Below are 21,630 nucleotides of genomic sequence, written 5' to 3' on the forward strand. Positions count from 1 at the left end.
CTGCTTTGAAAGCTTCAGCCATTGCGTTGTTAGAGAAGTTTGCATCTTCCTGTTTGTTAACAGTTGCGATTGCATCTTTCTCATCAGCTTCGTCTTTAGCACGAACAGACAGGCTGATTGCACGGTTTTTACGATCAACGCCGGTGAATTTAGCTTCAACGTCGTCGCCAACACTCAGAACCAGAGTTGCATCTTCAACGCGGTCACGGGAAGCTTCAGAAGCGCGCAGGTAACCTTCAACGCCGTCAGCCAGTTCTACTGTTGCGCCTTTAGCGTCAACTGCAGTGACTTTACCGTTTACGATTGCGCCTTTCTTGTTCAGTGCAACCCAGTTGTTGAACGGATCTTCTGCGAGCTGTTTAACGCCCAGAGAGATACGCTCACGTTCTGCGTCAACCTGCAGAACAACGGCTGCGATTTCGTCGCCTTTTTTGTATTCACGAACTGCTTCTTCGCCTGCAACGTTCCAGGAGATGTCAGACAGGTGAACCAGGCCGTCGATGCCGCCGTCCAGGCCGATGAAGATACCGAAGTCAGTGATAGACTTGATTTTACCTTCAACACGGTCGCCCTTGTTGTGGGTTTCCGCAAACTGCTGCCACGGGTTGTTTTTGCACTGCTTCAGACCCAGAGAGATACGACGACGTTCTTCGTCGATATCCAGAACCATAACTTCCACTACGTCGCCAACGTTAACAACTTTGGACGGGTGGATGTTTTTGTTGGTCCAGTCCATCTCGGAAACGTGAACCAGGCCTTCAACGCCTTCTTCGATTTCAACGAAGCAGCCGTAGTCGGTCAGGTTGGTCACGCGACCGGTCAGTTTGGTACCTTCCGGATAACGCTTAGCGATAGCTACCCACGGATCTTCGCCCAGCTGTTTCAGGCCCAGAGATACACGAGTACGCTCGCGGTCGAACTTCAGCACTTTAACAGTGATTTCGTCGCCAACGTTTACGATTTCGCTCGGGTGCTTAACGCGTTTCCACGCCATGTCAGTGATGTGCAGCAGGCCGTCAACGCCGCCCAGATCAACGAATGCGCCGTAGTCAGTGAGGTTCTTAACGATACCTTTGACTTCCATGCCTTCCTGCAGGTTTTCCAGCAGCTGATCGCGTTCTGCGCTGTTTTCGGATTCGATAACGGCACGACGGGATACAACAACGTTGTTACGCTTCTGGTCCAGCTTGATGACTTTGAACTCAAGCTCTTTGCCTTCGAGGTGCAGCGTGTCGCGAACCGGACGAACGTCAACCAGGGAACCTGGCAGGAACGCACGAATACCATTCAGCTCAACAGTGAAGCCACCTTTAACTTTGCCGTTGATAACACCGACTACAGTTTCAGCTTCTTCGTAAGCTTTTTCCAGCGTGATCCAAGCTTCGTGACGTTTAGCTTTTTCACGGGACAGCAAGGTTTCACCGAAGCCGTCTTCTACTGCATCCAGAGCAACGTCAACTTCGTCACCGACCTGGATTTCCAGCTCGCCCTGGGCGTTTTTGAACTGCTCTGCCGGAATGGCAGACTCAGATTTCAGACCGGCGTCAACCAGTACGATATCTTTGTCGATAGCAACAACAACACCACGAACGATGGAACCCGGACGGGTTTCGATTGTTTTTAAGGATTCTTCAAATAGTTGAGCAAAAGATTCAGTCATGTTTAATCTTCAGGTTTCATATTTAACGTCCACCTGGCTCCGTGCCGGATGGGGTTGTTTAACATACCCGCTAACACTCCATTGCTGCGGGGGTACTGCTATAATTCAGAGGCCATTTCGCTTCACCGCCGGGCGGTCAGGCGACTGCCAGTTTTTCGCGCGCATAGTGTAGCGCTTTTTCAATAACTTGCTCAATGTTTAGTTCAGTAGAATCGAGAACTAAAGCATCAGCGGCCGGGACAAGCGGTGCCACGCTGCGATTACGGTCACGATCGTCACGCTCTTTTATCTCGGACAAAAGACGTTCAAAGTTAACACTAAAGCCCTTTTCCTGCAACTGCAGCATACGCCGATGGGCGCGCTCCTGCGCGGATGCATCAAGGAAAATTTTCACTGGCGCATCGGGAAACACCACGGTTCCCATATCGCGTCCGTCGGCAATCAGGCCAGGCAGTTCACGAAATGCGCGCTGACGACGAAGCAACGCTTCGCGCACGCGGGGGAACGCGGCAACTTTCGATGCGGCATTGGCCACTTCCTGTGTACGAATGGCAGCGCTGACGTCCTCGCCTTCAAGTATCACTTCCAGACTGCCGTCGGTGGAGATAAAACGCACGTCCAGGTGAGCCGCTAACGGCACCAGCGCCTCTTCAGATTCAACATCGACATGGTGATGCAGCGCCGCGAGGGCCAGAACACGATAAATGGCCCCGGAATCCAGCAAATGCCAGCCCAGCGCTTCCGCCATTGCCTTGCACAATGTGCCTTTACCTGCACCGCCAGGCCCATCAATGGTGATTACCGGAATATTTGCCGTCATCTTTTCCTCCTTCAGCAAGGCGCATAGAATGTAAACGCCGCGCATTATACGCATCTCTACGCCGGAAAGTGAGCATTGCTTGCAAATTACGGACTACCAGAAATGAAACGCAGAAGAACTGCGCAATTATAGCGGGCCGACGGAACGTCAGCCCGGAAGATGACAATATTTTACTTTTTCGTTTTACTTTATACGAAGGCGAACGTTAAGCCAGCGTGCTGATCCGCGCCAGTTGCTCAAAGTAATCAGGGAACGTTTTCGCCGTACATTTCGGGTCGAGAATGGTTACCGGCGTATCGGAAAGCGCCACCAGCGAGAAGCACATTGCCATACGGTGGTCGTTATAGGTGCCGATGTCCGCAAACTGGAGCTTTGCAGGCGGAGTGATGCGGATGTAATCCTCCCCCTCTTCCACCTCTGCTCCCACTTTACGCAGCTCTGTCGCCATGGCAAACAGACGGTCGGTCTCTTTGACGCGCCAGTTATAGATGTTGCGCAGAGTGGTGGTACCTTTTGCAAACAGCGCCGTGGTGGCGATCGTCATCGCCGCATCCGGAATATGGTTCATGTCCATATCGATAGCGTTCAGTTCACCCTGCGTGCAGGCAATGAAGTCCTCACCCCAGGTGACGGTTGCGCCCATTTTTTCCAGTACGTCGGCAAAACGGATATCGCCCTGTACGCTGTTGCGACCGATACCGGTAACTTTTACCGTCCCGCCTTTGATGGCGCCGGCAGCGAGAAAATAAGACGCCGACGAGGCATCCCCTTCCACCAGGTAATCACCCGGCGACTGATACTGCTGATTGCCGCTGACAATAAAGCGCTGATAGGCCTGATTTTCGACCTCAACGCCGAATGTTTTCATCAGATGCAACGTGATGTCGATATACGGTCTGGAAACCAGATCGCCTTTAATCGCGATGACGGTATCCTGCGGCGCCAGCGGCGCAGCCATCAGCAGCGCGGTCAGGAACTGGCTGGAGACGCTGCCGTCCACTTCAACTTCGCCGCCGGTAAAACCACCACGCAAGCGCAGAGGTGGATAGTTTTCCTGCTCCAGATAGTCAATCTGCGCGCCGCCCTGGCGCAGGGCATCGACCAGATGGCCAATGGGACGCTCTTTCATTCGCGGTTCGCCGGTCAGCACGATATCATTGCTGCCCAGACACAGCGCGGCCGCCAGCGGACGCATGGCGGTCCCTGCGTTACCGAGGAACAGCTCCAGCGCATTGTCAGCCAGCAGCGGCCCAGCGTTGCCGGTCACTTCGCAGCGGGTACGGTCAGCAGACAGAACGTAATGAACTCCCAGGGCGCTCAGGGCATTCAGCATATGGCGTACATCGTCGCTGTCCAGCAGGTTGGTCAGCACCGTGGTGCCACGGGCTAAAGCCGCCAGCAGCAAAGCGCGGTTAGAGACACTTTTTGACCCAGGCAGGTTCACAGTGCCATCGACTCGCGCAATGGGTTGTAACGTCAGGGATTCCATCAAACTTAACTCTCAAAAAACAGAATAAAAAACCCCGCAGACCCGCTGCGGGGAGGAAAAGCAGGATGGTGATTAGCCGTGACGGCGCTCAAAATCCTGCATAAAGTCGGTCAGCGCCTTCACGCCCGCCAACGGCATCGCGTTATAGATAGAGGCACGCATGCCGCCTACTACACGGTGGCCCTTCAGGGCATGCAGACCTGCGGCAAAGGACTCTTCAAGGAACAGTTTATCCAGGGCACTGTCAGCCAGCTGGAACGGGACGTTCATACGGGAACGGTTGGCCGCTGCCACATCGTTACGATAGAAGCTGCTGCGGTCGATCACACCATAGAGCAAATCGGCTTTTTGCTGATTGATTGTGTCCATTGCCGCCACGCCGCCTTGCTCTTTCAGCCATTTAAACACCAGACCGGCCAGGTACCATGCGAAAGTCGGCGGGGTGTTAAACATGGAGTCGTTGGCATCCAGAACGGTGTAGTCAAGGATGGACGGACAGGCGACACTGGCTTTACCCAGCAGATCTTCACGAACAATCACCAGCGTCAGGCCCGCCGGACCGATATTTTTCTGCGCGCCCGCATAGATAACACCGTATCGGCTGACATCAATCGGGGCAGAGAGAATCGTGGAGGAGAAATCCGCCGCAACCACAACGTCGTCAGCAAAATTCGGCGTTTCATCAATCGCAATGCCGTCGATGGTTTCATTCGGACAGTAGTGCAGATAGGCCGCGCCTGGCGTCAGCTGCCATTCGCTCATCGGTTTAACCCCGCGAAGGCCATCAACCGTGATTTTCGCGTCAATGGCATTTGGCGAACAATATTTTTTCGCTTCTTTAATCGCGCTTGCCGCCCAGTAACCTGCATCGACATAGTCAGCAGTGGTTTGATCACCCAGCAGGTTCAACGGAACGCCCGCGAACTGAGCGCGACCGCCGCCATGGCAGAATAAAACTTTGTAGTTGGAAGGGATATTGAGCAGATCGCGAAAATCCTGTTCTGCCGCCTCGGCCACCTGAATAAACTCTTTACCACGGTGACTGATTTCCATGACCGACGTACCCAGGCCATGCCAGTCACACAGCTCCTGCTGTGCCAGTTTGAGAACTTCCGCCGGCAGCATTGCCGGGCCCGAACTAAAGTTATAGACCTGAGCCATTTCCCCTCACCACGTTGCTATGTTGTCTGCACGCGAACCATCGCGGGCATAAGTTATTCCTGTGGCTATCGGTTTTATCATTCAGTGACACACACCGCAACGAGTAAAACTAAGCAGCCACGAAATGTGGTTGTCATCACACAAAAGAATCTGCCAGCTTGACGTCATAAAACCGACATAATTGCTGTCAGGTAACTCTTTTCGCCCTGCTGGCCCGCGACCATTCTGCATTTGCGCAGCGCGGACATAATTGTTTATCCCCGGCGCGGAGCGTAAGAACCGCGCTACAGCGTACGCAGGCATATTCATCGTCGCGCGGAATGGTGGCATAGCTCGCGTTGTGGGGCGGAGGTAAAATGGACAGACCGGCTTTGACGTCCCGCTCCGGATAGTAGAAGAGACTAATTTGACCGTTGGTTTCCAGAATTGCCAACCGGACCTGCCCTAACTGTTCGACGCCGTTGATCCGCAGTTCCATAAAAAACTCGAATTCGGTCATGTTTTCCGCCTGTAATTTTTCCCAGGCCAGTTCACCCTGTTCGATGACCGGGATCGGTTTGCCCTCCAGTAAGTTCTCCAGCTTCTCGCTTTTGCCCATCAGCCACATAATCAGCCGGTACAGCAGCGCCAGGGTGACAAAGACCACCAGCACCGGCAGCATCGGAACATCATCATAGAAAGCGACATCGCCCGCCGCAGAACCGAGGGTCAGGATAATGAGGACCTCAAACAGCGACATCTGCCGCACACCGCGTCGTCCGGTGATTTTGAGAAAGATAAATACCAGAACGAAGGTATACACGCTCCGCAGAGCCACCTCCGCCAAAAAGTCCACGGGGACTTTATCCAGCGCCATACGATGCCAATCAAATGCCTTCATGGTTAACGCCTGCACAGTTATAGAGTGTCAGTAAGGATAGCCAGACGATGGAGATAGCGCCGGTCATCTAAAAGCCGTATCATTGCGCGCTTTACGTACGATAAAAGTGATCGCCATGACTCAAACGTTTATTCCCGGCAAAGATGCCGCCCTGGAAGATTCCATCGCTCGCTTCCAGCAGAAATTGCTCGACCTCGGATTTGATATTGAAGAGGCCTCATGGCTGAATCCCGTACCACACGTGTGGTCAGTACATATCCGTGATAAAGAGTGCTCATTGTGCTTCACCAACGGCAAAGGGGCGACCAAAAAAGCGGCGCTGGCCTCGGCGCTTGGCGAATATTTCGAACGTCTGTCCACCAACTACTTTTTTGCTGACTTTTGGTTGGGCAAAACCATCGCTAACGGGCCGTTCGTCCACTATCCAAATGAGAAATGGTTCCCGCTGACTGAAGACGATGAGGTGCCGGAAGGTCTGTTGGATACTCGTCTGCGCGCATTTTACGATCCTGACGATCAGTTGACTGCCAGCATGCTGGTCGATCTGCAGTCTGGTAATGACGAGCGCGGCGTTTGCGGCCTGCCGTTCACCCGTCAGTCCGATGGCGAAACCGTCTATATCCCGATGAATATCGTCGGCAACCTGTATGTGTCTAACGGTATGTCAGCGGGCAACACGGCGAACGAAGCGCGTGTTCAGGCGCTGTCTGAAGTCTTCGAGCGCCACATTAAAAACCGCATCATCGCTGAAAGCATCAGCCTGCCAGAAATTCCGGCAGAGGTCATGGCGCGTTATCCTGGTGTGGTGGAGTCCATCAATAAGCTGGAAGCCGAAGGTTTCCCGATTTTTGCTTACGATGGCTCGCTGGGCGGCAAATACCCGGTTATCTGCGTGGTGTTGTTTAACCCGACAAACGGAACCTGCTTCGCCTCTTTCGGCGCGCATCCGGACTTCGGCGTCGCCCTCGAACGTACCGTCACCGAGCTGTTGCAGGGTCGTAGCCTGAAAGATCTCGATGTCTTTACGCCGCCCACTTTCGATGACGAAGAAGTGGCCGAACATGCCAATCTTGAAACCCACTTTATTGATTCCAGCGGTCTGATCTCCTGGGATATGTTCAAACAGGATGCCGACTACCCGTTCGTCGACTGGAGCTTCTCCGGCACAACGGAAGAAGAGTTCGCTACCCTGATGGCTATCTTTAAAGAGGAAGAAAAAGAAGTTTACATCGCCGATTATGAGCACCTGAGCGTCTACGCCTGCCGCATCATCGTTCCGGGAATGTCAGACATTTACCCGGCAGAAGATCTATGGCTGGCCAATAACAGCATGGGTAGCCATCTGCGCGAAACACTTCTCTCCCTGCCGGGCAGTGAGTGGGAAAAAGAAGATTATCTAGCGCTGATCGAGCAACTGGACGATGAAGGCAATGACGACTTCACCCGCGTACGCGAGCTGCTGGGCCTGGCGACGGGCAAAGACAACGGCTGGTATACACTGCGTATTGGCGAACTGAAAGCCATGCTAGCGCTGGCCGGCGGCGATCTAGAGCAGGCGTTGATCTGGACGGAATGGACCATTGAATTCAATGCTTCTATCTTCAGTGCGGAACGCGCAAATTACTACCGCTGCCTGCAGACGCTGCTGCTGCTCAGCCAGGAAGAAGAACGTCAGCCTCTGCAGTACCTGAATGCCTTTATCCGCATGTACGGTGCTGATGCGGTAGAAGCCGCCAGCGCAGCGATGAGTGGTGAAGCACCATTCTATGGTCTGCAGGCTGTAGATAGCGATCTGCAGGCTTTCCCGGCCCATCAATCCTTACTGAAAGCCTATGAAAAATTGCAACGGGCAAAAGCGGCATTCTGGGATAAATAACGCTTCATTTTATTGAATGCCACATTATTTACGGGGTCGATAAGGACCCCGTTTTTCATCGCTAAGTAGACCCATGGCTAATTTGTAGTTGCAACGTTAATTTACAGTAATTTTTTTTACACATCTTTTTGGGATTGTTAATTTTAATAAAAAATACCCCATTTTAATTAACCGTCCGCAGTGGCCCAAAATGAAAAAAATCAACATAATTTGTAAATTTTAAAATTTATTTTTTTAATTTAAAACAAACAGTTATCATCATAACAGGCAAAAACCACACATATACAGGGCTTATAGTTCCGGTGGTATATGATCTACATCAATTTCCCTTCTATAATGCTTTGTTAGTATCTCACCGCCAACTTTTATAAAGAGAGAGTTAGTGTGAAAGCTGACAACCCTTTTGATCTTTTACTCCCTGCAGCCATGGCGAAAGTCGCCGAAGAAGCAGGTGTCTACAAAGCGACAAAGCACCCGATGAAGACGTTTTATCTGGCGATTACCGCTGGTGTTTTCATTTCCATTGCTTTTGTCTTCTATATTACGGCGACAACCGGCACTGCCGCGATGCCTTTTGGGATTGCTAAACTGATTGGGGGAATCTGCTTTTCACTCGGCCTGATTCTTTGCGTCATTTGCGGTGCCGACCTGTTTACTTCCACCGTACTTATCGTCGTGGCGAAAGCCAGCGGACGAATTACCTGGGGTCAACTGGCAAGAAACTGGCTCAACGTCTATGTTGGTAACCTGATAGGCGCACTGCTGTTTGTATTGCTGATGTGGCTATCTGGCGAGTATATGACCGCCAACGGTGCATGGGGCCTTAACGTCCTGCAAACCGCCGACCACAAAATGCACCATACATTTATTGAAGCCGTGTGTCTGGGTATCCTGGCTAACCTGATGGTCTGTCTGGCGGTGTGGATGAGCTACTCCGGCCGCAGCCTGATGGATAAAGCCATGATTATGATTTTACCCGTGGCTATGTTTGTTGCCAGCGGCTTTGAGCACAGTATCGCTAACATGTTTATGATCCCGCTGGGTATCGTAATCCGCGACTTTGCAAGCCCGGAATTCTGGACCGCTATCGGTTCTGCTCCGGAAAATTTCTCTCACCTGACCGTGATGAACTTCATTACTGATAACCTGATTCCGGTAACTATCGGGAACATTATCGGCGGTGGTTTGCTGGTTGGGTTGACATACTGGGTCATTTACCTGCGTGGCGACGACCATCACTAAGGGCCGTTTCAGGCAGTAAATAAAAAATCCACTTAAGAAGGTAGGTGTTACATGTCCGAGCTTAATGAAAAGTTAGCCATAGCCTGGGAAGGTTTCGCGAAAGGTGACTGGCAGAAAGAAGTCAACGTACGTGACTTTATCCAGAAAAACTATACCCCGTACGAAGGCGACGAATCCTTCCTGGCTGGCGCAACTGAAGCGACAACCAAGCTGTGGGACAACGTTATGGAAGGTGTTAAACAGGAAAACCGCACGCATGCGCCTGTTGACTTCGACACTGCCCTTGCGTCCACCATCACTTCTCATGACGCAGGCTACATCAACAAAGCTCTTGAGAAAATCGTTGGTCTGCAGACTGAAAAGCCTCTGAAACGTGCAATTATCCCGTTCGGCGGTATCAAAATGGTTGAAGGTTCCTGCAAAGCGTACGATCGCGAACTGGACCCGATGCTGAAAAAAATCTTCACCGAATACCGCAAAACCCATAACCAGGGTGTATTCGATGTGTACACCAAAGACATTCTGAACTGCCGTAAGTCTGGCGTTCTGACTGGTCTGCCGGATGCGTATGGCCGTGGCCGTATTATCGGTGACTACCGTCGCGTTGCGCTGTACGGTATCGACTTCCTGATGAAAGACAAATACGCACAGTTCCTGTCTCTGCAGTCTGACCTGGAAAACGGCGTAAACCTGGAAGCGACTATCCGTCTGCGTGAAGAGATCTCTGAACAGTATCGTGCTCTGGGTCAAATCAAAGAAATGGCAGCAAAATACGGCTGCGATATCTCTGGTCCGGCAACCAACGCACAGGAAGCTATCCAGTGGACCTACTTCGGCTACCTGGCCGCGGTTAAGTCTCAGAACGGTGCAGCAATGTCCTTCGGTCGCGTATCCACCTTCCTGGATGCCTACATCGAACGTGATATCAAAGCAGGCAAAATCACTGAACAAGACGCTCAGGAAATGATTGACCACCTGGTCATGAAACTGCGTATGGTTCGTTTCCTGCGTACTCCGGAATATGATGAACTGTTCTCCGGCGACCCGATCTGGGCAACGGAATCCATCGGTGGTATGGGCGTTGACGGCCGTACTCTGGTGACCAAAAACAGCTTCCGCTTCCTGAATACTCTGTACACCATGGGGCCTTCTCCGGAGCCGAACATCACCGTTCTGTGGTCTGAAAAACTGCCGCTGAACTTCAAGAAATTCGCCGCTAAAGTGTCTATCGATACCTCTTCTCTGCAGTACGAGAATGATGACCTGATGCGTCCGGACTTCAACAACGACGACTACGCTATCGCATGCTGCGTAAGCCCGATGGTGGTTGGTAAGCAAATGCAGTTCTTCGGTGCTCGCGCTAACCTCGCGAAAACCATGCTGTACGCTATCAACGGTGGCGTTGATGAAAAACTGAAAATGCAGGTTGGTCCGAAATCTGAACCGATCAAAGGCGACGTTCTGAACTTCGACGAAGTGATGGATCGTATGGATCACTTCATGGACTGGCTGGCTAAGCAGTATGTCACCGCCCTGAACATTATCCATTACATGCACGACAAATACAGCTACGAAGCTTCTCTGATGGCTCTGCACGACCGTGACGTCATTCGCACCATGGCATGCGGTATCGCTGGCCTGTCCGTTGCGGCTGACTCCCTGTCTGCCATCAAATATGCGAAAGTTAAACCGATTCGTGACGAAGACGGCCTGGCCGTTGACTTCGCAATTGAAGGTGAATACCCGCAGTTCGGTAACAACGATTCTCGCGTTGATGACATGGCAGTTGACCTGGTAGAACGTTTCATGAAGAAAATTCAGAAACTCACTACCTATCGTAACGCTATCCCGACTCAGTCCGTGCTGACCATCACCTCTAACGTGGTTTATGGTAAGAAAACAGGTAACACCCCTGACGGTCGTCGTGCTGGTGCGCCGTTCGGACCAGGTGCTAACCCGATGCACGGTCGTGACCAGAAAGGTGCTGTTGCCTCTCTGACCTCCGTGGCTAAACTGCCGTTTGCTTACGCTAAAGATGGTATTTCCTACACCTTCTCTATCGTGCCAAATGCGCTGGGTAAAGACGACGAAGTACGTAAAACCAACCTTGCAGGCCTGATGGATGGTTACTTCCACCACGAAGCGTCTATCGAAGGCGGTCAGCACCTGAACGTCAACGTCATGAACCGCGAAATGCTGCTCGACGCGATGGAAAACCCGGAAAAATATCCGCAGCTGACCATCCGTGTATCTGGCTATGCAGTGCGTTTTAACTCCCTGACGAAAGAACAGCAGCAGGACGTTATCACTCGTACCTTCACTCAGACCATGTAATGGTTGTGACTGAAATCGCGATTTAAAAAGCGTACAATAAAGGCTCCACGCAAGTGGGGCCTTTTTAACACCTCGCGTAACGACAGTCTCTTTTGCCCGCTATCTATACTGTATGGATAACAGCCAAAACAGACTTAGAGTTATCCCTTGGGTGTCATTACCGCCACCAGTTTGAACACGGACAGCGCGCAGCAAGCGGAGCGTACACATAGTACGAGAGGATTGTGAGCTCTATCCAGGTCCAAAATGGCAAGTAAAATAACCTGATGGGATTAGCTCTTAAACACAGCCGGTTTGAGCTGTGCATACACAGGCCCTGGAAGGGCCGAATCTGGAGATATCACCGCAATGTCAACTATTGGTCGTATTCACTCCTTTGAATCCTGCGGCACTGTCGATGGCCCTGGGATCCGCTTTATCACCTTCTTCCAGGGCTGCCTGATGCGCTGCCTGTATTGCCACAACCGTGACACCTGGGATACCCACGGCGGCAGCGAAGTCACCGTCGAAAGCCTGATGAAAGAGGTCGTGACATATCGCCACTTTATGAACGCTTCCGGCGGCGGCGTTACGGCATCGGGCGGCGAGGCAATTTTGCAAGCCGAGTTTGTGCGCGACTGGTTCCGCGCCTGCCACGAAGAAGGCATTCATACCTGCCTCGATACTAACGGCTTTGTCCGTCGCTACGATCCGGTTATTGACGAGCTGCTTGAAGTGACCGATCTGGTCATGCTTGACCTCAAACAGATGAATGATGAGATCCATCAGAACCTGGTTGGCGTGTCTAACCATCGTACGCTGGAGTTTGCCCGCTATTTATCGAATAAAAACATCAAAGTCTGGATTCGTTACGTGGTAGTTCCCGGCTGGTCTGACGATGATGATTCCGCGCACCGCCTCGGCGAGTTTACCCGCGATATGGGCAATGTCGAAAAAATCGAACTGCTCCCCTATCACGAATTAGGCAAACACAAATGGGTCGCGATGGGTGAAGAATACAAGCTGGATGGCGTACACCCGCCGAAGAAAGAGACGATGGAGCGGGTTAAAGGCATTCTGGAGCAGTATGGCCATAAAGTGATGTACTGAATCTGGTCCCCTTCCCAACAAAACGGCTGCCATTTCAGGCAGCCGTTTTGCTTTCTGTCGCGGAAAACAGAGGACAGGAAGCGATAGCGCGCACCCTTTTTACCATGGATAGCCTGACAACATCAGGCGTGAGCCACCGGCGTCGGATGATGGCCGGCTTTTCGCAGCAGCGTCAGCAGATAAATAAACGACACGCTGGCAATCATGATAAATAGCAGGTTGTCGGAAAAGTTCTGCATCAGCATGGCAGTGAAGGTTGGCCCGAGCAGGCTGCCGATGGTATAGCTCATCAGCAATGCCTGATTCATGGCGACCAGCTGATGGCGATCGACTTTCTCACAGGCCCAGGCCATGGCCACCGGGTACAATGTGAAGCCCGATGCGCCAAGGATAAACAGCGCCGGCGCCATTGCCGCACCGCTAAGCATCGCCAGGCATCCCAAAATCACAATAAAAACCTGAACACGCAGCACCAGCAGGCGACCATAGCGGTCGGCCATACGGCCGATCGGCCACTGGCCCAGAATGCCTGCGCTGACCATAACCGCCATCCAGAAACCAATGCCGGAGTCACTTACGCCCTGATGGTTCAACCACAGCGGCATCAATCCATACAGCGACCCGAGAACAATCCCGGAGATAATACAGCCGTTCACGCCATGGCGGGCCTGACGCAGCTTGAACATTGGCCAGATCCGCGCCGGCTCATGCTGTTCATCACTTTGATTTACTACGCGGGTAAACAGCATAGGCAGGATCGCCGCCAGTGCCAACGCGGTGACCCATGGCAGCACGCTCATCAGATCCGTCGGCAGCTTGCTGACCATCAGTTGGCCCAACACGCTTCCCACATAATAAACCATCATGTAGGCGGCCAGCAGACGACCGCGACTGCGCGACGTTCCGCTGCAAACCAGCGCGCTTTCGACCACGACCCAAATCATCGCGCAGCCAACGCCGGCGAGAAAACGCCAACTGAACCAGGTCCAGAAACCGAGGGTAATACCAAGCCCGACACAGCCCACCGCAAAGATCAGCGACGCAAGATAATAACTACGGTTAAATCCCAGACGCTTAATCACCCATCCGGCCAGCAGCGTCCCGACCAGATTACCGGTAAAATAGGACGACCCCACCATTCCAACCTGCCAGGTTGGCATATTTTCATGGGCGAGCCAAAGCGGGACGAGGGTATTTAAAACCGCAATCGCCAGCGTCAACAAAAGCAGGCCGCAGAGCAACATTTGCACCGGCCGGGTGTAGATGGACATGGATATAACCGTGAGGAAGTTTAGATTTCGTGCGCATCATGCCATCGCTAAAAACATTGTCAATCCACCGGAAAGCTGGCGGGACGCGGTTTCACAGGCAACGATAGAAGTTTTTCATCCAGTGGAGCTGACAACACAATTATTCTTTATATTATTCCATTGTTTTTATTAATTTATTGAAAAAAAACGGCGGGGATATCAGTAGAAAAATTTCATGAAAAAACAGCACTTTTTTGTTGCGCCAGAACCAGGCGTCCTGGCGCAACCGATTATCAGCTGGCGATAGCCATGCCGACCGTCATATGCAGACCGTAGAATATGCCACGCCCAACCATCTCACCCACCAGTACCAGCACGAATGCCAGACTTAACAGCGGCACGGCGGGCTGATAACCTTTGAGCAGCGGAACAACCCAGCATGCCAGAGCCAGCACCAGCGCAACCATACGCCAGGCCATCAGTGAGCCATAATCCGGCACCAGCGCAGAAGCCTGCTGAATAGAGCTGTGAATCGTCGGCAACTCGCTGCCTTGCATCAGGGCCACAAGAATGCTGGCCACCAGCGCCAGCAGCGTGACCACCGGCAGCAGACGCATCGCCCAACCCTCAACCCCGGCAACGCGCAGCAACAGATAGCCGAGCAGCGGACCGCCGATAAACAGCGTCAGGAAGAAACTCAGTGGCGTCCAGAGGGTATACCAGGTCGGTATGGTATCAATGGTGTTATACACACGAGCCATCATCCAGACAAAGATAATACCCAGCACCATCGTCGCGACCAGCCAGAGACTGCGCAGCCCGGTCGGCAGTTTCTTCACCACCGCCAGCAGCCAGCCAATGCCACCGACGGCGAAAAAGAGGGCACCGCTGGCAATTTCGTTACTCAACGACGACGCACCAACCCGGTTAAGCGAGTTAAAAGCCCGCATCGGCGATCCCAGGTGCATGGTTGAAGCGACAAATCCAATCCCCATCAGCATCCACAGGCCAAACATGCTCAGCACCACGCGCTGCTGCTGCTCATTCGACAAACCGCCTTTGATCAGCGCCAGTGCCAGGACGATAAAACCGCCCGCCACGCACTGTCCAAAGACCGTGAAGATCATCAGCGGCCATTCATGCCATCCACTTCCCATCTCACACCTCCTTCGGGTTGGCCAGATAGCCGGTTGTATCACCGCACGGACGACTGTTGGCGTTCGGTTTGATGACAATACTGGGTTTGGTAAAGTGCGCAGAGGGCAGCGGCGCAACCGCAGCCAGTATGCCGTGTTTCTTGCGCAACTCTTCCACAGGGCCAAAATCCAGCGCACGCAGCGGGCAGGATTCGACACAAATCGGTTTTTTACCCTCGTCGACACGCTCATAGCAGCCATCGCACTTGGTCATATGCCCTTTCTCGGCATTGTACTGTGGCGCGCCGTACGGACAGGCCATATGGCAATAGCGACAGCCGATGCACACATCTTCATCAACCACGACAAAACCGTCATCGCGTTTATGCATAGCACCGCTCGGGCACACTTTGGTACAGGCCGGGTCTTCGCAGTGGTTACAGGCGATGGATAAGTAATAGGCAAAGACGTTCTGGTGCCAGACGCCGTTGTCCTCCTGCCAGTCGCCGCCCGCATATTCATAAATGCGACGGAAGCTGACGTCCGGTGTTAAGTTTTTGAAGTCTTTACAAGCCAGCTCGCAGGTTTTACAACCGGTGCAACGAGCAGAATCGATAAAAAATCCATATTGAGTTGTCATCGGTTATTCCTTACAGCTTTTCAACCTGGACCAGGTTCGTGTGCGATGGGTTACCTTTCGCCAAAGGCGAAGGTCGCTGGGTGGTAAGCACGTTGATGCTCCCCGCCTGATCCACACGTCCTGCATCCGGGTTATACCAGGCGCCCTCACCCAGCGCGACAACGCCAGGCATCATTCGCGGCGTGACTTTGGCTTCGATATGCACTTCACCGCGATTGTTGTAAATACGGATACGATCGCCGTTGGTGATGCCGCGTTGCTTCGCGTCGAGCGGGTTAATCCACATCTCCTGACGACAGGCAGCCTTCAGCACATCGACGTTGCCGTAGGTAGAGTGAACGCGGGACTTGTAGTGAAAACCGGTCAGTTGCAGTGGGAATTTCGCGGTCAGCGGATCATTATAGTTTTCAAAACCCGGCGTATAAATTGGCAGCGGATCGATCACATCGCCTTCGGGCAGTTCCCAGGTGGCGGCAATTTTCGCCAGCGCCTGGGAATAGATCTCAATTTTACCCGACGGAGTCTCCAGCGGATTAGCCTGCGGATTATCACGGAATGCCTGATAGGCAACATGATGCCCTGCCGGATCGCGCTGCTTGTAAATACCCTGTTGGCGGAAGGTATCGAAATCCGGCAAATCCGGGATAGCCTTACGGGAAAGTTCGTGCAGATAACGCATCCAGCCTTCCTGGCTGCGGCCTTCGGTAAACTTCTGCTCCACGCCCATGCGTTTTGCCAGTTCCGTCGTCATGTCATAAATCGTTTTGCATTCAAAACGCGGTTTAATCACCTGGTCGGTGAAGATGACGTAGGACATGTTGCCGCATGAGGCATCCAGCGCGAAATCCATCTGCTCGGAAGCAGTGCAGTCTGGCAGCAGAATATCGGCGTATTTTGCCGATGAGGTCATGTGACAGTCGATCACTACGATCATTTCGCACTTCTTATCATCCTGCAGGATTTCATGGGTGCGGTTGATCTCAGAGTGCTGGTTAATCAGGCAGTTACCGGCATAGTTCCAGATCATTTTGATCGGGATGTCCAGTTTATCTTTACCGCGCACGCCATCACGCAGCGCCGTCATCTCCGGGCCACGTTCAATCGCATCGGTCCACATAAACATCGAGATGCTGGTCTCAACGGGGTTCTCCAGCGTTGGCATACGCTCAAAAGGCAGGTCGTACGAGCCTTCACGCGCGCCGGTATTACCTCCGTTGATGCCAACGTTACCGGTCAGAATCGACAGCATCGAGATAGCGCGGGTGGTGATTTCACCATTCGCGTGGCGCTGCGGCCCCCAACCCTGACTGATAAATGCAGGTTTGGCTGTCGCAATTTCACGTGCCAGTTGCACAATACGTTCGACCGGAATCCCGGTGATAGTCGATGCCCACTGCGGCGTTTTGGCAATCCCGTCGTTCCCCTGGCCGAGGATATAAGCCTTGTAGTGGCCGTTAGCCGGCGCATCGGCAGGCAACGTTTTCTCGTCATAGCCGACGCAGTATTTATCAAGGAACGGGCGATCGACCAGGTTTTCGGTGATCATTACCCAGGCGAGTCCGGAAACCAGCGCGGCGTCGGTGCCTGGTCGAATCGGTATCCACTCATCTTCACGGCCAGCGCCGGTATCAGTATAACGCGGATCGACGATGATCATCCGGGCGTTGGATTTTTGCCGCGCTTGTTCCAGGTAGTACGTCACCCCACCGCCGCTCATTCGCGTTTCGCCAGGGTTGTTGCCGAACAGCACCACCAGCTGGCTGTTTTCGATATCCGATGGGCTGTTACCGTCGGCCCAGCCGCCGTAGGTGTAATTCAGGCCCGCGGCAATTTGTGCCGAGGAATAATCGCCATAATGGTTAAGGTAACCGCCGCAGCAGTTCATCAGACGTGCGATGAGCGTTTTTCCCGGCGGCCAGGAGCGGGTCATGGTGCCGCCAAGCGTACCGGTACCGTAATTCAGGTAGATCGATTCGTTACCGTAATCTTTAATCAGGCGCTGCATATTGCTGGCGATAGTATCAAATGCTTCTTCCCAGCTGATGCGCTCAAACTTTCCTTCACCGCGCTTGCCAACGCGCTTCATGGGATACTTCAGGCGATCGGGGTTGTAGACGCGACGACGCATGGAACGCCCGCGCAGACAGGCACGTACCTGATGCAGAGCGTCATAGTTGTCGTCACCGGTATTATCCGTTTCAACGTATTTAATTTCGCCATCAACTACATGCATACGCAGCGGACAACGGCTGCCGCAGTTCACGGTACAAGCACTCCAGGTGACAGTTTCATTCACCGGCGCTACAGCGTCGGCAGCATGGGCAATACGTGTAAATGGTAGGGTAAATGCACTACTGGCCATCGCCAGACCGCCAATTGCCGTGGTTTTCATTAAACCGCGCCGGCTTACTTCGGCAGCCAGTAAAGCATCGGGGGCTTTAATTTTCATGGATACTCGCTTTGGTTGCTCACAATTTGCTGACATTCGTTATATAGGCATATATATAACGAATTAAATTTTTTATAGTTTTTTTTGCTGTGTTAACACCGAGGGAGTATGGGGGGGATCGTCAGGGGGATTATTGCCCGGTATCAATAAGGGGATAAAAAAAAAAGCGCCCGTGGGCGCTTTTGAGAACCAGGTAGAAAAATCAGCCGATAAATTCGAGGCCACGCATATAGGGGCGCAGAATTTCCGGGATCTCAATCCGGCCATCCGCCTGCTGATAGTTTTCCATCAGCGCGACCAGGGTACGCCCCACCGCCAGCCCGGAGCCGTTCAGCGTGTGTACCAGACGGGTTTTCTTGTCGGACTTGCTGCGGCAACGAGCCTGCATACGACGCGCCTGGAAGTCCCCTACGTTCGAGCATGAGGAGATTTCACGGTAGGTGTTCTGTGCCGGAACCCAGACTTCCAGATCATACGTTTTGCATGCGCTGAAGCCCATATCGCCAGTGCAGAGCGCCACTTTACGGTATGGTAGACCCAACAACTGCAGAACTTTTTCCGCATGGCCGGTCATCTCTTCCAGCGCCGCCATCGAATCTTCCGGACGCACGATCTGCACCATTTCCACTTTATCGAACTGGTGCATACGAATCAGACCACGGGTATCACGACCATAAGATCCCGCTTCAGAACGGAAACACGGTGTGTGAGCGGTCATTTTAATCGGCAGATCGTCTTCGTCGATGATCTCATCGCGAACGAGGTTGGTCAGCGGGACTTCCGCCGTTGGAATCAGAGCATAGTTGCTGCTGTCCGCTTCTTCTTCCAGCGGGCGCGTATGGAACAGATCGCCGGCAAATTTCGGCAACTGACCGGTACCGTACAGCGTCTCCTGGTTCACCAGATACGGCACATAGTTTTCACTGTAGCCGTGCTGTTCAGTATGCAGATCCAACATGAACTGTGCCAGCGCACGATGCAGACGGGCCAGTTGCCCTTTCATTACCACAAAACGGGAGCCGGTCAGCTTAACGGCTGCAGCAAAGTCGAGTCCGCCGTGCATTTCGCCCAGCGTCACGTGATCGCGGACGTCAAAATCGAACTCGCGCGGCGTACCCCAGCGGCTGACTTCAACGTTGTCGTTTTCGTCGCGACCGACCGGAACGTCGTCGTGCGGAATGTTAGGAATAGTCAGCGCGATATCGCGGATCTCTGCCAGTAACACGTCCAGCTCGGCTTTCGCCGCATCCAGCTGTTCGCCAAGTTTGTTGACTTCCTGGCGTAATGGCTCGATATCTTCCCCGCGCGCTTTCGCCTGGCCAATGGATTTCGATCGGGAGTTACGCTCCGCCTGCAGATTTTCCGTTTCAACCTGCAGAACTTTACGACGCTCTTCCAGAGCGCGCAGTTTATCTACATCCAGCTTAAAGCCCCGGCGTGCCAGTTTTTCAGCGACTGCGTCTGGCTCGGTACGCAGCAGATTGGGATCGAGCATGCTTATCCTGTGCTTATCGAATAAATAAAAGAAAAGTGGCCGCAGACTACGACCACCGGAATATCTTGATAACCTTACCGCAACGCCTCTGTTAGCGGTAGCGTTTTATGGGGCTATTTTGATCCTGTTCGCTAAGCCAGGCGAGCTTTTCGCCAATTTTCCCCTCCAGACCCCGATTTGTTGGCCGATAATAACGAGTTTGGGCCATTTCCTGCGGGAAATAGGCTTCCCCGGCAGCATAGGCATTTGGCTCATCATGGGCATAGCGATACTCCTGACCATAACCCATCTCTTTCATCAACCGGGTTGGCGCGTTGCGCAGATGAACCGGCACATCGTAATCCGGACGCTCGCGGGCATCGGCCATTGCGGCTTTAAATGCCGTGTAAACCGCGTTGCTCTTCGGCGCGCAGGCGAGATAAACGATGGCCTGCGCAATTGCACGCTCGCCCTCTGCTGGCCCCACCCGGGTAAAACAGTCCCAGGCAGAGAGCGCGACCTGCATGGCTCGCGGGTCGGCATTGCCAACATCTTCCGAAGCGATCGCAAGGCAGCGTCGGGCCACATATAACGGATCGCCGCCGGCGGTAATGATACGTGCGTACCAGTACAGCGCCGCATCCGGCGCGCTGCCGCGAACGGACTTGTGCAGCGCGGAAATCAAATCGTAGAAACGGTCGCCTTTATTATCAAACCGCGCGCTGCGCTCACCGGCAATTTCGGTTAGCAGCTCCGCTTTCAGCACCCGGTTGCCGGAGGCATCCGTCTCTGCCATATCGGCCATCATTTCCAGCGTATTAAGCGCCCGGCGCGCATCGCCGTTAACCAGCCCGGCGATAGCCTGGCGAGTATCATCCGGCAGCACGATATTTTGCCCGCCGTAGCCACGATTGTTATCGTTCATCGCCTGCGTGAGCACCTGCTCAATATCCTCACTGGATAACGATTTCAGCAAATACACGCGCGCCCGGGATAACAAGGCGGAATTGAGTTCAAAAGAGGGGTTTTCCGTCGTCGCGCCGATGAAAGTGATGGTGCCGTCTTCAATATGCGGTAAAAACGCATCCTGCTGGCTTTTATTGAAACGGTGGACTTCGTCAACGAACAGAATGGTGCGGCGACCGGCATTACGGTTCTGTCTCGCGCGCTCGATCGCTTCACGGATCTCTTTTACACCGGAGGTCACCGCTGAGATCCGTTCAACATCGGCGCTGGCATAGCGAGCAATCACTTCAGCCAGCGTGGTTTTACCGGTGCCAGGCGGCCCCCACAAGATCATCGAATGCAGATGCCCGGCCTCAATCGCCCGCGGCAAAGGTTTCCCCGGCGCCAGCAGATGCTGCTGGCCAATGTACTGCGCTAAATTTTCTGGCCGCATACGGGCGGCCAGAGGTTGAAACGCGTTGTCGGAAAAGTCGAGCGACAGATTGCTCACATTCGCCTCTACTTACGTTGATCGTCCACCGTCACCCCTTTCGGCGGTGTAAAGGTGAACTTAGATGCATCGACCGCACCGTTTTGCTGAGACTTCAGCTGGTAGCTGCTGCGCTGGTCATCCTGCTCTACCGCGCTGAACTGATGGATGGTCCCGTCGCGGCCAACGTTGATCGTAAACTGCTTCAGGTTGCCGCCGCCGTTTTTTGGCGTCAGGACAAAATCATCGCCGTTTTGCTTGATGTTGTACTGCTGCCAGTCGTTGGACTGGTTGCGAGCAATCAGCATAAACGGCGTGTTGCTGGTGGCGTCTTTCAGCCAGGTGACAGTTGCCTGCTCAACAAACGGGTTGTAGAACCACAGAGTCTTCCCGTCCGATACCAGAATACTTTCATCCGGCTGGGTCATATGCCAGTTAAACAAATTCGGACGTTTAACCCACAGGTCGCCCTGCCCGTCCTGTACGGCGTTACCGCTACCATCGGTCACTTTTTGGGTGAAGCTGGCATGGAAGCTGCTCACTTTATCGAGACGGCTTTTCAAATCACTGGCGGCATCCGCCCAAACCTGGCTCACGACAAATCCAGACAGTAATGCACAGGTGATTGCGAGTTTTTTCATTGTTATTCCTTAATCTGCGTCACTCCCGACGCGGGAGCCTCTTCTGCCCCCTAA

The 21,630-nt window shown here is 53.2% G+C and carries 16 protein-coding genes; 4 read left to right on the forward strand and 12 right to left on the reverse strand.

Annotated elements, in window-relative coordinates; translation table 11 throughout:
- The 5 genes from rpsA to ACZAHD_RS00565 all read right to left on the reverse strand — a co-directional run.
- On the reverse strand, window positions 1-1,660 hold a 1,660-nt coding region (gene rpsA, locus ACZAHD_RS00545), incomplete at its 3' end, for a 30S ribosomal protein S1 (RefSeq protein ID WP_462455052.1).
- Between the two features lie 136 nt (window positions 1,661-1,796).
- Window positions 1,797-2,480 carry a (d)CMP kinase gene (gene cmk / locus ACZAHD_RS00550; protein ID WP_462455053.1) on the reverse strand — a complete coding sequence of 228 codons (684 nt, stop codon included), beginning with the start codon at window positions 2,478-2,480 and terminating at the stop codon, window positions 1,797-1,799.
- A gap of 205 nt (window positions 2,481-2,685) precedes the next feature.
- Window positions 2,686-3,969 (reverse strand): 3-phosphoshikimate 1-carboxyvinyltransferase, encoded by a 1,284-nt coding sequence (gene aroA, locus ACZAHD_RS00555; protein WP_462455054.1) that lies wholly within the window; start codon window positions 3,967-3,969, stop codon window positions 2,686-2,688.
- A gap of 72 nt (window positions 3,970-4,041) precedes the next feature.
- Window positions 4,042-5,130, reverse strand: a complete 1,089-nt coding sequence (gene serC / locus ACZAHD_RS00560) for a 3-phosphoserine/phosphohydroxythreonine transaminase (RefSeq protein ID WP_462455055.1) — start codon at window positions 5,128-5,130, stop codon at window positions 4,042-4,044.
- Window positions 5,131-5,317: 187 nt separating this feature from the next.
- Window positions 5,318-6,010, reverse strand: a complete 693-nt coding sequence (locus tag ACZAHD_RS00565; protein WP_462455056.1) for a DUF421 domain-containing protein — start codon at window positions 6,008-6,010, stop codon at window positions 5,318-5,320.
- Between the two features lie 115 nt (window positions 6,011-6,125).
- Here ACZAHD_RS00565 and ycaO point away from each other — a divergent pair, with 115 nt between their 5' ends.
- The 4 genes from ycaO (at window position 6,126) to pflA (ending at window position 12,551) form a co-directional block, all read left to right on the forward strand.
- Window positions 6,126-7,886 (forward strand): 30S ribosomal protein S12 methylthiotransferase accessory factor YcaO, encoded by a 1,761-nt coding sequence (gene ycaO / locus ACZAHD_RS00570; RefSeq protein ID WP_462455057.1) that lies wholly within the window; start codon window positions 6,126-6,128, stop codon window positions 7,884-7,886.
- Window positions 7,887-8,270: 384 nt separating this feature from the next.
- A complete protein-coding gene (focA, locus tag ACZAHD_RS00575; protein WP_462455058.1) occupies window positions 8,271-9,128 on the forward strand; it encodes a formate transporter FocA in 858 nt (285 codons plus the stop codon).
- Between the two features lie 51 nt (window positions 9,129-9,179).
- On the forward strand, window positions 9,180-11,462 hold the full coding sequence (gene pflB, locus ACZAHD_RS00580; protein ID WP_462455059.1) for a formate C-acetyltransferase: 2,283 nt from the start codon (window positions 9,180-9,182) through the stop codon (window positions 11,460-11,462).
- 348 nt (window positions 11,463-11,810) lie between these two features.
- A complete protein-coding gene (gene pflA / locus ACZAHD_RS00585; RefSeq protein ID WP_462455060.1) occupies window positions 11,811-12,551 on the forward strand; it encodes a pyruvate formate lyase 1-activating protein in 741 nt (246 codons plus the stop codon).
- A 122-nt stretch (window positions 12,552-12,673) separates the two neighbouring features.
- On the opposite strand, the gene ACZAHD_RS00590 is transcribed toward pflA, so the two are convergent.
- The 7 genes from ACZAHD_RS00590 to lolA all read right to left on the reverse strand — a co-directional run bounded on the left by ACZAHD_RS00590 (window position 12,674) and on the right by lolA (window position 21,576).
- The gene (locus tag ACZAHD_RS00590) at window positions 12,674-13,822 is read right to left on the reverse strand and encodes an MFS transporter (protein WP_462455061.1); all 1,149 of its coding nucleotides are present in this window, start codon (window positions 13,820-13,822) and stop codon (window positions 12,674-12,676) included.
- A 272-nt stretch (window positions 13,823-14,094) separates the two neighbouring features.
- Window positions 14,095-14,958: a dimethyl sulfoxide reductase anchor subunit family protein gene (locus ACZAHD_RS00595; RefSeq protein WP_462455062.1), complete on the reverse strand. Its 864-nt coding sequence runs from the start codon at window positions 14,956-14,958 to the stop codon at window positions 14,095-14,097.
- A 1-nt stretch (window position 14,959) separates the two neighbouring features.
- Window positions 14,960-15,577, reverse strand: a complete 618-nt coding sequence (locus tag ACZAHD_RS00600) for a DMSO/selenate family reductase complex B subunit (RefSeq protein ID WP_462455063.1) — start codon at window positions 15,575-15,577, stop codon at window positions 14,960-14,962.
- Window positions 15,578-15,587: 10 nt separating this feature from the next.
- Window positions 15,588-18,026, reverse strand: coding sequence for a dimethylsulfoxide reductase subunit A (gene dmsA / locus ACZAHD_RS00605; RefSeq protein WP_462455064.1), 2,439 nt, complete (start codon window positions 18,024-18,026; stop codon window positions 15,588-15,590).
- Between the two features lie 202 nt (window positions 18,027-18,228).
- Window positions 18,229-19,521: a serine--tRNA ligase gene (gene serS / locus ACZAHD_RS00610; protein WP_462455065.1), complete on the reverse strand. Its 1,293-nt coding sequence runs from the start codon at window positions 19,519-19,521 to the stop codon at window positions 18,229-18,231.
- A 91-nt stretch (window positions 19,522-19,612) separates the two neighbouring features.
- Complete coding sequence (gene rarA, locus ACZAHD_RS00615) at window positions 19,613-20,956, reverse strand: replication-associated recombination protein RarA (protein WP_462455066.1); 1,344 nt, start codon at window positions 20,954-20,956, stop codon at window positions 19,613-19,615.
- A gap of 8 nt (window positions 20,957-20,964) precedes the next feature.
- Window positions 20,965-21,576: an outer membrane lipoprotein periplasmic chaperone LolA gene (lolA, locus tag ACZAHD_RS00620; RefSeq protein ID WP_462455067.1), complete on the reverse strand. Its 612-nt coding sequence runs from the start codon at window positions 21,574-21,576 to the stop codon at window positions 20,965-20,967.
- Window positions 21,577-21,630 lie beyond the last annotated feature (54 nt).

It is taken from the genome of Raoultella sp., from assembly GCF_039594335.1.
Taxonomy (GTDB): Bacteria; Pseudomonadota; Gammaproteobacteria; order Enterobacterales; family Enterobacteriaceae; genus Klebsiella.

Bases quoted from the DNA above. Each gene is read 5' to 3' on its own strand.
- cmk (WP_462455053.1), bottom strand. From the start codon at position 2,480: ATGACGGCAAATATTCCGGTAATCACCATTGATGGGCCTGGCGGTGCA.
- aroA (WP_462455054.1), bottom strand. From the start codon at position 3,969: ATGGAATCCCTGACGTTACAACCCATTGCGCGAGTCGATGGCACTGTG.
- serC (WP_462455055.1), bottom strand. From the start codon at position 5,130: ATGGCTCAGGTCTATAACTTTAGTTCGGGCCCGGCAATGCTGCCGGCG.
- ACZAHD_RS00565 (WP_462455056.1), bottom strand. From the start codon at position 6,010: ATGAAGGCATTTGATTGGCATCGTATGGCGCTGGATAAAGTCCCCGTG.
- ycaO (WP_462455057.1), top strand. From the start codon at position 6,126: ATGACTCAAACGTTTATTCCCGGCAAAGATGCCGCCCTGGAAGATTCC.
- pflB (WP_462455059.1), top strand. From the start codon at position 9,180: ATGTCCGAGCTTAATGAAAAGTTAGCCATAGCCTGGGAAGGTTTCGCG.
- pflA (WP_462455060.1), top strand. From the start codon at position 11,811: ATGTCAACTATTGGTCGTATTCACTCCTTTGAATCCTGCGGCACTGTC.
- ACZAHD_RS00590 (WP_462455061.1), bottom strand. From the start codon at position 13,822: ATGTCCATCTACACCCGGCCGGTGCAAATGTTGCTCTGCGGCCTGCTT.
- ACZAHD_RS00595 (WP_462455062.1), bottom strand. From the start codon at position 14,958: ATGGGAAGTGGATGGCATGAATGGCCGCTGATGATCTTCACGGTCTTT.
- ACZAHD_RS00600 (WP_462455063.1), bottom strand. From the start codon at position 15,577: ATGACAACTCAATATGGATTTTTTATCGATTCTGCTCGTTGCACCGGT.
- dmsA (WP_462455064.1), bottom strand. From the start codon at position 18,026: ATGAAAATTAAAGCCCCCGATGCTTTACTGGCTGCCGAAGTAAGCCGG.
- serS (WP_462455065.1), bottom strand. From the start codon at position 19,521: ATGCTCGATCCCAATCTGCTGCGTACCGAGCCAGACGCAGTCGCTGAA.
- lolA (WP_462455067.1), bottom strand. From the start codon at position 21,576: ATGAAAAAACTCGCAATCACCTGTGCATTACTGTCTGGATTTGTCGTG.